The sequence below is a fragment of the Halovulum sp. GXIMD14793 genome (assembly GCF_054457435.1).
In genome coordinates this window covers 15,496-29,688 of record NZ_JBTLNE010000048.1, presented here as the reverse complement: position 1 = coordinate 29,688, position 14,193 = coordinate 15,496, and the positions used below count along the sequence as shown (strand labels likewise).

At 59.2% G+C, this 14,193-nt stretch carries 17 protein-coding genes and 1 pseudogene; 12 read left to right on the top strand and 6 right to left on the bottom strand.

Annotation, left to right across the window (positions count from 1 at the left end):
* Positions 1-217: 217 nt before the first annotated feature.
* Positions 218-589 (top strand): annotated as a pseudogene (locus ACW9UQ_RS13835) (IS30 family transposase); the annotation flags it as partial.
* 301 nt (positions 590-890) lie between these two features.
* Here ACW9UQ_RS13835 and ACW9UQ_RS13830 read toward each other — a convergent pair.
* Genes ACW9UQ_RS13830 through ACW9UQ_RS13820 form a run of 3 tightly spaced genes read right to left on the bottom strand, consistent with a single transcriptional unit; the run spans position 891 to position 3,371 of the window.
* A complete protein-coding gene (locus ACW9UQ_RS13830) occupies positions 891-1,640 on the bottom strand; it encodes a formylglycine-generating enzyme family protein (RefSeq protein WP_458931609.1) in 750 nt (249 codons plus the stop codon).
* Between the two features lie 17 nt (positions 1,641-1,657).
* Positions 1,658-2,875: a copper-containing nitrite reductase gene (gene nirK, locus ACW9UQ_RS13825; RefSeq protein WP_458931608.1), complete on the bottom strand. Its 1,218-nt coding sequence runs from the start codon at positions 2,873-2,875 to the stop codon at positions 1,658-1,660.
* Positions 2,876-2,930: 55 nt separating this feature from the next.
* Entirely contained in the window at positions 2,931-3,371 is a 441-nt protein-coding gene (locus ACW9UQ_RS13820) for a pseudoazurin (RefSeq protein ID WP_458931607.1), read from the bottom strand.
* A 150-nt stretch (positions 3,372-3,521) separates the two neighbouring features.
* Here ACW9UQ_RS13820 and ACW9UQ_RS13815 point away from each other — a divergent pair, with 150 nt between their 5' ends.
* Positions 3,522-4,262, top strand: a complete 741-nt coding sequence (locus ACW9UQ_RS13815) for a Crp/Fnr family transcriptional regulator (protein ID WP_458931606.1) — start codon at positions 3,522-3,524, stop codon at positions 4,260-4,262.
* Here the strand turns inward: ACW9UQ_RS13815 and ACW9UQ_RS13810 are convergent.
* The gene (locus tag ACW9UQ_RS13810; RefSeq protein WP_458931605.1) at positions 4,257-4,466 is read right to left on the bottom strand and encodes a DUF1858 domain-containing protein; all 210 of its coding nucleotides are present in this window, start codon (positions 4,464-4,466) and stop codon (positions 4,257-4,259) included. The two genes, ACW9UQ_RS13815 and ACW9UQ_RS13810, sit on opposite strands and share 6 nt — an antisense overlap.
* Before the next feature lie 120 nt (positions 4,467-4,586).
* Here ACW9UQ_RS13810 and ACW9UQ_RS13805 point away from each other — a divergent pair, with 120 nt between their 5' ends.
* The 9 genes from ACW9UQ_RS13805 to ACW9UQ_RS13765 are packed head-to-tail and all read left to right on the top strand — an operon-like array spanning position 4,587 to position 11,622.
* Positions 4,587-5,039: a c-type cytochrome gene (locus ACW9UQ_RS13805; protein ID WP_458931604.1), complete on the top strand. Its 453-nt coding sequence runs from the start codon at positions 4,587-4,589 to the stop codon at positions 5,037-5,039.
* A gap of 12 nt (positions 5,040-5,051) precedes the next feature.
* Complete coding sequence (locus ACW9UQ_RS13800) at positions 5,052-6,401, top strand: cbb3-type cytochrome c oxidase subunit I (protein ID WP_458931603.1); 1,350 nt, start codon at positions 5,052-5,054, stop codon at positions 6,399-6,401.
* Between the two features lie 3 nt (positions 6,402-6,404).
* A complete protein-coding gene (locus tag ACW9UQ_RS13795; RefSeq protein WP_458931602.1) occupies positions 6,405-7,199 on the top strand; it encodes an AAA family ATPase in 795 nt (264 codons plus the stop codon).
* A gap of 5 nt (positions 7,200-7,204) precedes the next feature.
* The gene (locus ACW9UQ_RS13790; protein ID WP_458931601.1) at positions 7,205-9,094 is read left to right on the top strand and encodes a VWA domain-containing protein; all 1,890 of its coding nucleotides are present in this window, start codon (positions 7,205-7,207) and stop codon (positions 9,092-9,094) included.
* 1 nt (position 9,095) lies between these two features.
* A complete protein-coding gene (locus ACW9UQ_RS13785; protein ID WP_458931600.1) occupies positions 9,096-9,278 on the top strand; it encodes a protein NnrT in 183 nt (60 codons plus the stop codon).
* Positions 9,257-9,532: an NnrT protein gene (locus ACW9UQ_RS13780; protein ID WP_458931599.1), complete on the top strand. Its 276-nt coding sequence runs from the start codon at positions 9,257-9,259 to the stop codon at positions 9,530-9,532. Before ACW9UQ_RS13785 ends, ACW9UQ_RS13780 begins: the two co-directional genes overlap by 22 nt.
* Entirely contained in the window at positions 9,510-9,764 is a 255-nt protein-coding gene (locus ACW9UQ_RS13775; RefSeq protein ID WP_458931598.1) for a DUF6522 family protein, read from the top strand. The genes ACW9UQ_RS13780 and ACW9UQ_RS13775 overlap by 23 nt, the downstream gene beginning before the upstream one ends.
* Positions 9,764-10,948: an NnrS family protein gene (locus tag ACW9UQ_RS13770; protein ID WP_458931597.1), complete on the top strand. Its 1,185-nt coding sequence runs from the start codon at positions 9,764-9,766 to the stop codon at positions 10,946-10,948. The genes ACW9UQ_RS13775 and ACW9UQ_RS13770 overlap by 1 nt, the downstream gene beginning before the upstream one ends.
* Before the next feature lie 5 nt (positions 10,949-10,953).
* A complete protein-coding gene (locus ACW9UQ_RS13765; protein ID WP_458931596.1) occupies positions 10,954-11,622 on the top strand; it encodes an NnrU family protein in 669 nt (222 codons plus the stop codon).
* Between the two features lie 32 nt (positions 11,623-11,654).
* On the opposite strand, the gene ACW9UQ_RS13760 is transcribed toward ACW9UQ_RS13765, so the two are convergent.
* Both ACW9UQ_RS13760 and ACW9UQ_RS13755 read right to left on the bottom strand, forming a co-directional pair.
* Complete coding sequence (locus ACW9UQ_RS13760; protein WP_458931595.1) at positions 11,655-11,882, bottom strand: hypothetical protein; 228 nt, start codon at positions 11,880-11,882, stop codon at positions 11,655-11,657.
* Positions 11,883-12,040: 158 nt separating this feature from the next.
* Positions 12,041-13,246, bottom strand: coding sequence for a hypothetical protein (locus ACW9UQ_RS13755; protein ID WP_458931594.1), 1,206 nt, complete (start codon positions 13,244-13,246; stop codon positions 12,041-12,043).
* 79 nt (positions 13,247-13,325) lie between these two features.
* Between ACW9UQ_RS13755 and ACW9UQ_RS13750 the strand changes: the two genes are divergently transcribed.
* The gene (locus ACW9UQ_RS13750) at positions 13,326-14,150 is read left to right on the top strand and encodes a carbon-nitrogen hydrolase family protein (RefSeq protein ID WP_458931593.1); all 825 of its coding nucleotides are present in this window, start codon (positions 13,326-13,328) and stop codon (positions 14,148-14,150) included.
* Positions 14,151-14,193: the final 43 nt, after the last annotated feature.

The following is a 14,193-nucleotide window of genomic DNA, read 5'->3' as shown; positions in this document are numbered from 1 at the left end:
CGGGCCGTGCCGGGACACTGGGAAGGCGACCTGATCGTGGGGTCCAACAACAGCTACATCGCCACACTCGTGGAGCGCCATTCCCGATTTGTGATGCTGGCTAAAGCGTTTCGGGATAAACCTGAGACAAAGGATTATCCTGAAACGCAGTGATAAGCCTATATGGCGTAAGCGTTTCGATTTTATGTGATGTCTCAAGGTAAACTCGAAACGCTTTAAAGTCGAGAACAAGGACACCCAAAGTGTTGTCGCGGCCCTGATCAAGCAGGCCCGCAAATTGCCCAAAGAGCTGTATCGGGCGCTGACCTGGGACCGAGGATCTGAGATGGCCGGACATGTGGCGTTCACCATGGCGACAAAGATTGACGTCTATTTTTGTGATCCGCAGTCACCATGGCAACGCGGTAGCAATGAAAATACCAACCGGTTGCTTCGCCAATACTTCCCCAAAGGCACTGACATATCAGGCTTTAAAGCGTTTCGCATTTACCTTGAGACATTACATAAAATCGAAACGCTTACGCCATATAGGCTTATCACTGCGTTTCGGGATAATCCTTTGTCTCAGGTTTATCCCGAAACGCTTTAGTCAAGCCAAACTCAGCGCCATCGCACGCCAGCTTAACGAGCGGCCACGGAAAACCTAGCAATACCAAACCCCAGCGGAGAAATTTGAAGCCTGTGTTGCGGCGATCAGTTGAAACCACAGGACGAAGCGGACTTGTGCACTTGCAGCTATTGCTTACGCAGAAAGTTATTGCGGCTGCGGCATCGGGTTGGTTGTCCTGGGCCTCTACGACACGAAGCGGTCGTTCGATCATATTGTTCGACCAATCTCTCGTCTCGCGCGCAAAGCTTGATTTGATAATCGCATGGAGCTCGTCAAATGCTCAAACCGCTTTATCGCTGATCAGGCGCATCCCAAGGTGGGCCGGCGGCGTTCCGACGGCGCATCCTCCACGCGCGGGGTCCCTGATCAGATAGGACATCGCTGCCAGGTGTTCGCCGCCCACGAAGAATGCAGGACAGCGATCAGGAGCCGTTCCGTCATCCAGCCCATCATAGCATTCCATCGTCCATTCCCACACGCTGCCATCGAGATCGACAACGCCTTCTGGAGAGGCCGAAAAACTGCCCTGAGGCTTGAGCGCTCGTGGGGCCAGGCCCTCGATGAGATAGCTGGACGCCCAGGTCAGTGAAGGGTCCGTGAAGAGAGGATCGGGTTTCTCGGGGAGAACGGCGGCCGCCACGAAATTCCATTCTTCAGCAGTGGGCAGTCGGAAGTTGTGACGACTCCGCTTATTGATCCAGGCGACATATTGCTGAACGTCCACATAACTCAGCCCGGTTGCCGGTGTTGTAGCAGGGTCTTGGTCAAGTCTTGCGCGCAAGGCCAGCTCGCAGGCACCCTCGTCCGCGCATCTGTTCCATTCAGTTACGGTGACTTCATACTTTTGCACGTACACCGAACGCCCGTCTGGCAAAATGACGGCCTGTTCAGCCATCACGGGCAAATAGGCTGGATCCGGGCCGCGCTGCGTGAGCGCGACCCAGGCGATGCTTGCCGCCGCAAGACCCAAGATGGCGAAACGAAGGGACGTCTTACCAAGTCTTGTCTCTGAGTATGCAGCGGCCGACATCGGTCCTCCCCCCTCTCTTAGATTTCGAAACTGCGCGGAGCGACAACTTGCTCCATGAGCGCATTGTCCCACTGACCTTCGACCACCACGTGAGCGGTCGCCCCGAGCATCACACCCTCGATGAGGTTGTGGTTCACGTAGGCATAAACGCCCGGTTGTTCGAAGGTGTACATCGCTGCGACGGCGCTGCCGCCACGCACAAACCAGGTTTCCATGTCCTGCAGAGGCGCGTCGGTGAACGAGCTCTCCCAGACATAGTTGCCATGCCCACCGATCAAGTGCGGACGAGAATCCCGGTTGGCCTGATTGTGGACCATCAGCACGGTCTCACCGACTTTGGCTTTGATCGCGCCTTCTCCCGTAAGGGCACCGACGGCACCGTTGAACACCGAATGGGTTGGGATAAGGCCACGCATTACCTCTAGGCTGTCGGCGTAGTCGTCGCCTGCCGCCTCATAGGTGCGATAGTCGCCGTTTTCGTCCTTGGGCAGGTAGTAGTCCTGCTCGCCGAAATAGGCGATGCTGTCATAGCGCAGCGGATTGCCGTCCTTGTCCTTCAAACCATCGCGCGGCAGCACCATAATGGCACCGTTCATGCCATGCGTGACGTGATAGGGGATCATGTCTCCACCCGGAGCACAGTGATAGGTGAAGCAGCCAGGCTTCGTAGCCTTCCAGCGCAAGACGCATTCCTCACCTGGGTAGACGTGGGTCAGGCCACCGCCGCCCAGAGCGCCCGTTGATGCGTGGAAGTCGATATTGTGCTCCATCACGCTCGACGTGGGGTTGCGCAGGGTGAGTTCGACCATGTCGCCTTCGTGGACAATGATCAGTGGGCCCGGCACCGAGCCGTTGTAGGTCAGCGCCCAGATGCTTGCGCCGTTGTCCTCGTCGACGACCATAAGCCGCTCTTCGGTTTCCATTGTGATCTCAACGATCTTCGGACCCCCAGTTGCAACCTGTTCATGCGCAGGCGCAAAGGGCGGTGCGACCAGTTCCTGCTTCACCCGGGTGTATCCCGACAAATCAGCAGGTTTGGCATCTGTTGCGGCTTCTTCCTTGCCCGCAGCGTAGTAGATTTTGGCCGACGCGGCGTTGATGCCGTGCAGCTTGGGTGCCCGAGATGCAGCCATTGCCCCGGCTCCCGTCATTGCAGCGGCACCGGCGAGCATACTGCCTCGCAAGACGTTGCGGCGGCTCGTTTTCATGAGACCGGGATTGATGAATTTGGTCATGATTCCCTCCTGTGGGGTTTAGTTCCGGCTAGCGGACGTCGCGTCCGCCGATCCGTTAATTCGTTGCGAGATTGGCGAGCTGTGCTTCGAACCGCTCTTTGGCTTTCGGCGGAACCCGGCCTTCGAAAAAGTCGTCAGGCACCTCAACGTCACCGACGGCGATGGTCATCACCATGCCCATGGCAAAGTGCGGTTTGCAGATCACCCCATAGACGCCTTCCGCGTCCAAAGTGACCTCGATTTCTTCGTTGATCTTACCTTTGAACCCCTCTGCGCCCTCCGGCATCATGCCCTTGTTCACTTCGGCGTTATGGCCCTTGTCGGCAGCGATGAACTTGATCGTGTCACCGGGCTGCGCCTGGATGAAGGCAGGTTCGAAAACCATACGTTCGCCATCCGCGCCCTTGTTGAGCATCTGAACCTCGAAGGTCTCAGCAAAAGCTGCGCCACCCATCAAGGCGGCGAGAGCGAGACCGGATACAACAGTGCGAAGCATTTTCGTTTTCCTTTCCGTTCGGGTTGTTCGTTGAGGACAAGATTAAGATTTTCGACAAAGAGAACTTTGCGCTGGCTCAAATTCAAATTCGATCGCGCTGTTGGTGACTCCGAACCGATAAGCGATGGAAATTACGGTGGATATTGTGGCATGACTGCGCGGATGACCGATTTATCGCCTCGCAAGACGCTGCCGCGGCTCGATGAGAGCCTGCTGACGCATCTGCCACCCTTCTCCAAACTGGAGAAGCGTGAGATTCGCACGATCCTGGATCAGGCGACGTCGCGCAGATACGACGAAGGAGTCGCGATTTTTGATGAGGGCGCACCCGCCGAACGCTTCTTCATGTTACTTGATGGATATGTGCGGGTGGTGCGGGTAACGCCGACGGGGGAGCAAGTGACGGCTTTGCATATTCCCGCAGGGCAGCTGTTAGGAATTGCAAAGGCGATTGGGCGAGAGACCTACCCGGCAACGGCTATGACCGCGACCGAGTCCATTGTGCTCAGTTGGCCAACTCGGCTTTGGGACGGATTTGTATCAAACTATGCTGGGTTCGCGACAGAAACATACAAGACCGTCGGCGACCGCATGGGCGAAATTCACAATCGCGTTGTGGAGATGGCAACACAACAAGTCGAGCAGAGGGTAGCAAATGCACTGCTTCGGCTGATCAACCAGACAGGTCGCAAGGTATCGGACGGGATCGAGATTGATTTTCCAATCACGCGGCAAGATTTGTCGGAACTGACGGCAACCACGCTACATACGGCCAGCCGCCTCCTGAGCGCCTGGGAGAAACAGGGCCTCGTGCAAAGCAAACGTAAGCGCATCAAGGTACTGGACCCGCACGCGCTTGTCGTGATTTCCCAGCCAAAGAGTGATCTATAGACCCGCAGCTTCCATCAACTCTGCGAAAAACACGTCTTCATCCAGGCCGTACTCCGCGCAGGCATCAACAATCGTGTGAAACGGGCTGATGAGACACCCGACACAAAGCATCCTGTGCGTGTTAAAGACTGCAATTGTCTCTGGCCAGCGCGACATCAATTCTGACAGCGGCAGGTCGGGATCATCGAGTTTCATCTTTCGCATGTGTCTCTCCTGATGATCCAAGACTAGACACCCAAAGAGTCGAAACGTTGTGCTGGCGCAAACTTTGACGTGTCGCGCCGCGCTAGAGATTGGTCATCCCGAATTCAAGGAGACCGGCTCATGGCGGAAATTCTCACAAAATCACGGGCGCGAAACATCTTCTACGGAGGCTCGATTTTCTTTGTCGTGGTCTTCGTGGCGATGACCGTCCATTCCCATAGATACGTTGTGAACGTCTCGACGGCAGGTATGCCGCTGAGCGAAGAGGTGATTCACGGCAAGCATGTGTGGGAGCAACACTCCTGCATCAATTGTCACAGCCTGCATGGCGAGGGTGCCTATTTCGCGCCTGAAGTCGGCAACGTGATGACCCGCTGGGGCGTGCTCGACAGCCCCGAGGACGCTTTCGAAACCCTCAAGGCCTGGATCGAAAGCCAGCCCAGCGGAATCGAAGGCCGAAGACAAATGCCGAAATACGAACTTACTGATGAGGACATTCGCGGTCTCGCGGAGTTTCTCCGCTGGGCAGATCAGACCGATACGCAGGGCTGGCCGCCAAACGAGGCCGGATAAGGAGACGAAACGATGAAATATCAATCTCAGAAAGTGGCCTACTGGTACTTCCTTGCAGCGATGGCGCTGTTTGGTGTCCAGGTGCTGGGCGGGCTTCTTGCGGGCTGGATTTATGTCTCGCCCAATTTCCTGTCCGAGCTGTTGCCCTTCAACGTGATCCGCATGATCCATACCAACGCGCTGATCGTCTGGTTGCTGCTGGGCTTCTTTGGCGCCGCCTATTTTCTGATCCCCGAAGAATCCGAGCGTGATATCTGGTCGCCAAAGCTGGCTTATGTCCAGTTGATCATTCTGCTGGTGGGGACACTGGGCGCCGTTGGTTCGTATCTGGTCGGTATCCATGGCGGGCGCGAGTTCCTTGAACAGCCGCTTTGGGTCAAGTTCGGCATCCTCATCGCTGCGCTGATATTCCTGCTCAACATCTCGATGACGGTTCTGGCAGGCAAGAAAACGGCGATCACCAATGTGCTTCTGATGGGGCTGTGGCTGTTGTCGCTGCTGTGGATATTTGCCTTCATCAACCCCGATAACCTAAGCCTCGACAAGATGTACTGGTGGTTCGTCGTGCATCTTTGGGTCGAAGCGACCTGGGAACTGGTGATGGCTGCGATCCTTGCCTTCCTGCTTCTCAAGCTGACAGGAGTGGATCGTGAAGTGGTGGAAAAATGGCTCTATGTCATCGTCGCCACGGCGCTGTTTTCCGGCATTCTTGGCACCGGGCACCACTTCTACTGGATCGGTCTGCCGGGCTACTGGCAGTGGGTCGGCTCGATCTTCTCGACCTTCGAGGTAATCCCGTTCTTCCTGATGATGAGCTTTGCTTTCGTCATGGTCTGGAAGGGTCGCAAGAACCATCCCAACAAGGCTGCACTTCTATGGTCGCTGGGGTCCAGTACCGTCGCCTTCTTCGGCGCGGGCGTCTGGGGTTTCCTGCACACGCTGCACGGGGTGAACTTCTACAGCCACGGCACGCAGATCACCGCAGCCCACGGACACCTGGCTTTCTTCGGAGCGTATGTGGCGCTGAACCTCGCGATCTTTACCTACGCGATGCCGATGCTGCGCGAACGTGCGCCCTACAACCAGGTGCTCAACATGGCGTCGTTCTGGCTGATGACCGGGGGCATGGCCTTCATGACTTTCGTGCTGACCTTCGCGGGTACAATCCAGACGCACATGCAGCGGGTGATTGGTGACTACTACATGACAGTGCAGGACGATCTTGCGATCTTCTACCTGATGCGGTTCGGCGCAGGCGCGGCGGTCGTGTTGGGGGCACTCCTGTTCATCTACTCGATGCTTGTGGTGCGCAAGGACGAGGTCATCACACCGGGTCCTGCCAACCCTGTTCCGGGAGAGTAAGCCATGAATATCGCAACCACACCCAAACTCCCGTTCTATCAACCCGCGGGGCGCGAATGCGACCTGTTCGAGATGGCCCATGACAACGGTTTGCCCCTTCTTCTGAAGGGGCCGACCGGTTGCGGCAAGACACGCTTTGTCGAGCACATGGCGGCACGCCTGGGCAAGCCGCTTCATACTGTCGCCTGCCATGACGATCTGTCTGCGGCGGACCTGATTGGACGCTATCTGCTCAAGGGGGGCGAAACCGTTTGGGTCGATGGCCCCCTGACCCGGGCCGTGCGAGAGGGTGGCATCTGCTATCTTGATGAGGTGGTCGAAGCCCGCAAGGATGTCACCGTGGTGCTGCACCCGCTGACGGATACGCGGCGCACGCTGATGATCGACCGCTCGGGCGAAGAGCTCGTGGCACCCGCGTCATTCATGCTGGTGGCCAGCTACAACCCCGGCTACCAGAACGTGCTCAAGCGGCTGAAACCCTCGACCCGGCAGCGCTTCCTGTCGATCAGTTTCGACTTCCCCGATGCGAAGACGGAGATCGCAGTCGTTGCCTCTGAAAGCAGGCTGGAGCCGGGCCGCGTCGCGCCACTGGTCCGCCTCGCGGGACATATCCGCAGACTAAGTGGCATGGACCTTGAAGAAGGTGTGTCGACTCGTCTGTTGATCTATGCCGCGACGCTTATGGCAGGCGGTATGGGCGTCACCCAGGCGCTTGAGGCGGCGGTTATCGAGCCGCTGAGCGACGAGCCTGATGTGCAGCAATCACTGCGCGACCTGGTCAGCACGATCTACGGGTGAGCATGATGCACCTGCGCGACCTCATGGAACCCGAAGAAACAGTCGGAAACCTCTGGCACGACATGGCCAGCGGGATCGGGGCTGGTGTCACATACCCCGAAGCGGGCGTCACGCTGGCCTCGGTCCGGCCCAGCCTTGCCGTGCTCTTCCGCGCGCTCGGCGGGGCACCGGGGGTCGAACTGGCCGAGGTTGCGCCAAGCGTTGTGCAGCACCGTCAACGCATGCGCCGCAAACTCGGAGCCGAACGGGATCGGGAATGGGTGGCGCGCTTCGATGGCGAACGGCTCGCATTGCCACCCGTCATGGACGCCTTCCCCGACCCGGACCTGAACCGTGCTGCCTTTTTCTGGCTGACGGCACTAGCCGCTGTGACCGAGGTCGATGCATTCGATCTAGGCCTGCCCGGCCCCGCACGGGATTGCGCGCATATTCGCGCAAATGTAGCGGCTGCGGACAAGGCCTATCTAGCCTGCCCCGGATTGCGTGACCGCTATCTCGCCATGGCCACGCTTTGTGCAGAGGCCCGGACAGACATGCACCGCCCCGCCCAAGAAGCCGCAATGGAACGGGCGGTCCTTGATCAGCTCTGTGGCCAGGCTCCCGCGCTTGATGCCGCAGGTGCAGACGCGCGCAGCTACATGCCATGCGCCCCTGTTCCGATCTGGTTGCGCTTTGAACGCCCCGGCACGGGTGGGCAGGCTGCCGACGATGCCGAAGCCGATCCCGCCGCACCGGCACCGGGTGCTACTCTCAGCAACCGCAAGCTGGGCGAGCGCAAGGATCAGGACCAGCAGAACCGCAAGGACAGCTTTATCATTCACCGCTTTGAATCGATCCTGTCATGGGTCGAATCCATGAACATCAACCGCAGCGTCGATGACGACGATGACGAAAATGCTCAAAAGGCCGCCGATGATCAGGACTGGATCACCCTGTCGAAACAGGACCGGAAGGTCGCCACACGGCTGCGCCTGCATCTCGACCTGTCGCCCGCCGATGCCGATCACGAGGCTCTGGCGGGCAAGCATACCTATCCAGAATGGAACCACCGGTCGCGCAGCTACATGGAAGATCACTGCCGCGTGCTTGATGCGCCCGCCGTGGCCGATGGCGCGCCCTATGCGCCGAATGAACGTTATGTGCGCGAGGTGCGCCGCCAGTTCGAGGCCCTGCGCCCGCGCCGCGTATTGCAACCGCGCCAGATCGATGGGGCAGAGTTGGACCTGGACGCGGTCCTGACCGCACGGGCCGACATGGTGGCGACCGGGCGCGGATCGGATCGTATCTGGCACGCCGCGCGGCAGATGGATCGTGACGTATCGGTTGCCTTCCTGATCGACACGTCGCGGTCGACCGAAGCCGCAATCGGCGACACCAGCGTCATCGACGTGGCCCGCGACACGATGGCGGCATTGGCGGCCGGGATCGACGCGGCGGGCGACCGCTGCGGCATCTGGGGTTTTTCATCGCTGCGCCGTGACCGGGTTTTCCTGACCCGCTGCAAGGGCTTCGACGACCCGATGTCACCGGCGATCACCGCCAATATCGGCGCGCTGAAGCCCGGCCATTACACCCGCCTCGGTGCCGCGATCCGCCATGTCAGCGCGCAACTGGCCGAGGAACCGAGCGCTCGCAAGCTGCTGATCGTTCTGACCGACGGTAAGCCCAACGATCTGGACCACTACGAAGGCCAGCACGGGATCGAGGACAGCCACATGGCCGTGCGCGAGGCCCGCGCGGCGGGCCAGAGCCTGCATGGCGTTGTGATTGACGAGGACGGACAGGACTGGTTCGCGCGCATCTTCGGGCGCGGCGGGTTTGCCCTTTTGCCGAACCCCGAACGCCTGCTGCGCGCGCTGCCCGACATTTACAAAACACTGACACAGGAGACCTGACATGCGCTTCTTTCTTCCACTCACCGGCATCTTCGTTCTCGCAGGCTCGCGGCTTTTCGCGGAAGGCTTCGACCGCCCGATTCCACAGGCGCAATCCGCTACGGCGGAATTCTGGTACGCCTTGGCCTGCATCACGCTTGTGGCAAGCATGGTGGCCGTTCAGTGGCTCGTGTCGCGCAGATGACACGGGCGGGCTGGTCCACGCGCAAGATCGCTTTGGTGCTCTACCCATTCGGTGCTGGTGCGGCAGCGGTCAACGTATTCTTTGCCGCCCTGATCTTTAGCTGGATCGGTGGCCCGATCCTGTCCACCGGGCTTTCAATTCTGATCGGCGCGGCTCTCGGCATTCCCGCAACATGGTATTTTGCGAAACACATCCGTCACCTGATGGACGTGGCCGACAAAGGAGCGTGCAGTGAAAATCGACATGAGCGGTGACCAGCCCACCATTGACGCGCGCGATCTTGGCGCATTGCTCGACCTGTCGCCCGACGAAGTGCAGCTGCTGATGCGTGGGGGCGAGATCACCTCGCGTTTCGAAACGGGTGAGGGCGAAGACGCAGGCAAGGTCAGGCTGACCTTTTTCCATCGCGGTCGCAGGGTGCGCCTGACATGTAGCAAAGACGAGACCGTTTTGAGCACGACCTGCGTAACAACGGAGCGACCATGATGGCGCAGTCATCCGCAGAGCAGATGCGTAGCTGGAACGGCCCGGCGATTTTCAGCTTTGGCTTCCGCCCCTTTTTCCTTTTCGGTGCAGTCTGGGTCCTTTTTTCCATGGGCCTTTGGCTGGCGGTGTTGATGGGCGGTGTCGACCTGCCCACCCGCTTTGACCGTGGGTCATGGCACGCACATGAGTTTCTGTTCGGCTATCTTGGCGCGGTGCTTGCCGGTTTCCTGCTGACGGCTGTGCCCAACTGGACCGGGCGTTTGCCAATCGTCGGTTGGCGACTGGCGGGGCTTTTTGCGCTTTGGTGCGCCGGGCGCGTGGCTATTCTGTTCTCCAATTCGCTTCCCTCATTTGTGGCTCCGGCCATCGACCTTGCCTTTCCCATTGCGTTGGGCGGTCTGATCCTGCGCGAAATCATTGCGGGCAAAAACTGGCGGAACTTGATCGTGCTGGCCCTGCTTGCCGTATTCACGTTGGCCAATGCGCTGTTTCACTACGAGGCATTTGCCGGTGAATACGCCGCGCAGGGCTATGGGCTGCGGCTGGGCCTGGCGACAGCGGTGATGATGATCGCCGTCATCGGTGGGCGGATCATCCCGTCCTTTACCCGCAACTGGCTGGTGCGCGAACAGTATAACGCGCGTCCTGCACCGCCGATGCAGCGCTTCGACAAGGCCACGCTTCTATTCAGCCTGCCGATCCTAGCGATCTGGACGCTTCAGCCCTTCACGGTCACCACCGGGTTCTGCCTGCTGGTGTTCGGCGTTTTGCATCTGATCCGGCTGACCCGGTGGCGGGGGCACCACACGCTGAACGAACCTTTGGTGTTCGTCCTGCATGCGTCCTATGCGTTTATTCCGCTGGGTGCCTTCGCGCTTGGGCTGGATCAGATCCTGGGCAATCCGGGCACAGCTGGCGCACAGCATCTGTGGATGGCGGGTGCGATCGGGGCGATGACGCTGGCGGTCATGACCCGGGCCACACTTGGGCACACGGGCCGCGAATTGACAGCGAGCAGGGCCACTATTGCGTTTTTTGTATGCGTCTTTGTAGCGGCGCTGATGCGGTTCCTGACCCCGCTCCATCTGGGCCTGAGCACCCTTTCCGGCGTATTCTGGCTGCTGGCCTTCGGAGGCTTTGTCCTGGTCTATGGTCCGATGCTTCTGCGGCCAAAGGCCGAGTAAGACGCATGACTTGGGCCGGTTTCCTCGGCATTTTTGCCCTATTTTTCGCGACGCATTCGATCCCGGTGCGACCCGCGATAAAGTCGCGCATCGTTGCACGGGTCGGTCCGCGCGGGTTTGCAGTCGGCTATTCGGTGCTGTCGCTTGCTTTGCTGGCTCTGCTCATCTGGGCGGCAGGCGCGGCACCTTACGTCGAGCTTTGGCCCCAGCTTGCCTGGCACCGACACGTGGCGCATGCAGGTATGCTGGTGGTCTGCCTGATCCTAGCCTTTTCTATCGGTCGCCCAAATCCGTTTTCCTTTGGCGGTGCGCGCAACGACATGTTCGACCCTGCGCGCCCCGGCATCGTGCGGCTGGTCCGGCACCCGTTGCTGGCGGCTCTGGCGCTTTGGGCGACCTTTCACATGCTGCCCAATGGTGACCTCGCCCATGTCCTACTGTTCGGCGTTCTGGGCGGGTTCGCCCTGGGAGGCCGAACGCTGATCAACCGCCGCAAGAAACGGGAGATGGGATCCGACCAGTGGGATCGGTTGAACGCAACCGTTGGAGAGGCTCCGGTTCTCGGAAAGCCGACGTCCTGGTTGGGCGCTGTGGCCCGGCTTGCCCTTGGGGTCGTGCTGTTTGCTGCCCTGATCGCCCTGCATCCGGTTGTGATCGGTGTGTCAGCGCTGTGAACTCTGCAGCAATGATCACCTTGTTCGTTCGCTCAGGACGCGCGTGAATAGCGCACGCCCTCTGGCACATGTTGATCAAATACTGAAGCAATAATGCGGGTGAGCGTCCGACCCTCGGGCAGGATCAGGATGCGTGATCCGTCCCGCTGGACGAAAGGCGCGAAGCGGCCTGCAAGCTTAGCAAGTTGGGGTTTCAGGGTCTCTACGCGCTGTCCGAATTCAGGCCTCAAATCCTCCAGATCAAGAGCGAACGTGCACATCAGTGTCTCGATCGCGCGTGCACGAAGGCGATCTGCCTGCGTAAGCTGAAACCCACGTGCGCCGGGCAGGCATCCGCTGGCAAGACAAAGGTTCTGATGCTTTCCGCGACCCCCGTTAACAACAGGTTCACCGACCTTCGCAACCAGCTCGCGTTGGCCTACGAGGGGCATTCGGACACGTTGAGCCAACGCGGTTCATCTTCTCCCACTCCGCTTTGCGCGAGGGTTGGGATAACCCGGCCTTGTCCGGCCAGTTTTGGTCCAAGCGTGCGTTGCACAATTGCATCGACGATATAGCGCGGCGTCGGCACTACACCGCCGCTGTCCCGCACCTCGGGCTTGCTAACGATCTCGACGTTGCCATGCGCGTCGATCGTGATGATCTCGCCTAAAAACTGTTCGTAGATTTCCCCAAGGACTTCGGTTTCCACGACCGCGAAGGTGTAGGGGCTTTGCGGGTAGTAAAGCTCGTTGATGATACCGCTCAGCACATCGTCGCTGATGCGAATCCCGAGCCGCGCATCATCGAGCAGCCGAAATAGACCAGAATCATAGAAGGCGTCCGCGCGCCGCAGCTCCGCCATAAGAGCATCGAAACTGTTGCCAGCAGTCAGGCCACGCAGGGTTTCATACCGCTCGATGTCGCGATCTTCACAGATACGCAGGAACACGATCCGGGAAAGGAACAGTTGCACCGCATAGCTCAGCTCGTCCGGCGACAGGCCGGGGACTTGCTGGTGAATATCTCTTGCGAGACGCTCGCGCCACGACCGTACCTGGCGCAAGAAAAAGTCGTCAAACTGATCGGCACCGTGCCGGGTCACATCGACGGTGAAGCGTCGATCAAAATCGCCAGAGTACACCGCCTCACGCGACAGAAGCTGCCACAGTTCGTCGAAGCGAGCCTCAAACTCTTCGTATCCGACAAGTAGAATACGCGCGACATGCGCTTCATCGGTGTTGTTTGGAGAGGGCCGGCAGTCATAGACCGCCAGCTGATGGAAATTGGTCAGGATCGAGATCGGCAGGCTTGCCGAATAACCGTAGCGCCGCGTCTGGAATGCGGCATCCCTACTCCGATCAATGCGCACACTTGGCTTTTTGGCTTCGACGAAGAGCTTGCGCTGGCGCGCAAGGCGCAGTTCATAGTCCGGCTTCTTGGAAAGCCGCTCTTCGCCGACTTCAACCGTTGCCTCTTCGATAACTTCCCTAAGCCCAAGCGGTTGGCCAGCGACGTTGTGGACGTCCCATCCAAATGCCGCGAGCAGCGGCGTGATAAAATCCGTGCGCGCCTGCGTCTCATTATAGGCCGCACGAAGATAATCTGCTTCATTGCGCTGGAAATTTTGGACAAGATCAGCCACCCGAGCACGGGCAGCGTCCTGTCGGCAAGATTTAGTTTAAGGGCTGGCCGAACGTCGCGCAACAGGGCATGCTGTGATCATGCGGGATGAGCTGAAACTTTGCGTTGTGCAGATGACCTCGGCGGCGGATTATGCGCCGAACATAGCCGTCATGCGGAATGCCGCTGAACAGGCTGCGGCCAGCGATTGCGACCTGATGGCTTTGCCGGAGGTCGCTGGGCTGATGAACCTGCGCGCCATGCCTGCGGATTTTGTGCTTTCTGCAGATAACCCCTTTATCTCCGCCTGTCAGGAGGCCGCACGTCAGCACAACATCTGGATCAATACCGGATCAACGCCGGTCCAGGGGCAGGGCGGGCGCAGCCTGAACCATGGCAGTCTGATTGCCCCGGATGGGGCGATCACCGCCGAATACAATAAGATCCACCTATTTGATATTACGCTAGAGGGTCAAAAGCCCACCGGCGAAAGCAAACGCTTTGCCCCCGGGACCCATGCCACGCTGGCCCAAACGCCCTGGGGTCTCTGGGGTATGGCGATCTGCTATGATGTGCGCTTTGCCGCGCTGTTTCGCAGCTATGCCCAGGCCGGTGCGCGCCTGATCTTCGTTCCCGCCGCCTTTACCGTTCCGACCGGCAAAGCGCATTGGCACACGCTGCTGCGCGCCCGGGCCATCGAAAACCTATGCTGGATTGTGGCACCCGCCCAGACCGGTAAGCATGAGGATGGACGCGAAACCTTCGGTCATTCGCTGGTAATCAATCCCTGGGGCGAAATTATGCTGGATATGGGCACTGAACCCGGCACGGCTATGTTGAGCATCGACCTTTCAGAAGCAGACAAGGCCCGTGCCCAGATCCCATCGCTGACGCATGATCGCGTGTTTGAAGTGCAGCACTCCTGACGCTTTTCCAAGTGAGCCCGAGGCATCGCATATCTGCGATACA

Bases quoted from the DNA above. Each gene is read 5' to 3' on its own strand.
- ACW9UQ_RS13830 (WP_458931609.1), bottom strand. From the start codon at position 1,640: ATGTCGGCCGCTGCATACTCAGAGACAAGACTTGGTAAGACGTCCCTT.
- nirK (WP_458931608.1), bottom strand. From the start codon at position 2,875: ATGACCAAATTCATCAATCCCGGTCTCATGAAAACGAGCCGCCGCAAC.
- ACW9UQ_RS13820 (WP_458931607.1), bottom strand. From the start codon at position 3,371: ATGCTTCGCACTGTTGTATCCGGTCTCGCTCTCGCCGCCTTGATGGGT.
- ACW9UQ_RS13815 (WP_458931606.1), top strand. From the start codon at position 3,522: ATGACTGCGCGGATGACCGATTTATCGCCTCGCAAGACGCTGCCGCGG.
- ACW9UQ_RS13810 (WP_458931605.1), bottom strand. From the start codon at position 4,466: ATGCGAAAGATGAAACTCGATGATCCCGACCTGCCGCTGTCAGAATTG.
- ACW9UQ_RS13805 (WP_458931604.1), top strand. From the start codon at position 4,587: ATGGCGGAAATTCTCACAAAATCACGGGCGCGAAACATCTTCTACGGA.
- ACW9UQ_RS13800 (WP_458931603.1), top strand. From the start codon at position 5,052: ATGAAATATCAATCTCAGAAAGTGGCCTACTGGTACTTCCTTGCAGCG.
- ACW9UQ_RS13795 (WP_458931602.1), top strand. From the start codon at position 6,405: ATGAATATCGCAACCACACCCAAACTCCCGTTCTATCAACCCGCGGGG.
- ACW9UQ_RS13790 (WP_458931601.1), top strand. From the start codon at position 7,205: ATGCACCTGCGCGACCTCATGGAACCCGAAGAAACAGTCGGAAACCTC.
- ACW9UQ_RS13785 (WP_458931600.1), top strand. From the start codon at position 9,096: ATGCGCTTCTTTCTTCCACTCACCGGCATCTTCGTTCTCGCAGGCTCG.
- ACW9UQ_RS13770 (WP_458931597.1), top strand. From the start codon at position 9,764: ATGGCGCAGTCATCCGCAGAGCAGATGCGTAGCTGGAACGGCCCGGCG.
- ACW9UQ_RS13765 (WP_458931596.1), top strand. From the start codon at position 10,954: ATGACTTGGGCCGGTTTCCTCGGCATTTTTGCCCTATTTTTCGCGACG.
- ACW9UQ_RS13760 (WP_458931595.1), bottom strand. From the start codon at position 11,882: ATGTGCACGTTCGCTCTTGATCTGGAGGATTTGAGGCCTGAATTCGGA.
- ACW9UQ_RS13750 (WP_458931593.1), top strand. From the start codon at position 13,326: ATGCGGGATGAGCTGAAACTTTGCGTTGTGCAGATGACCTCGGCGGCG.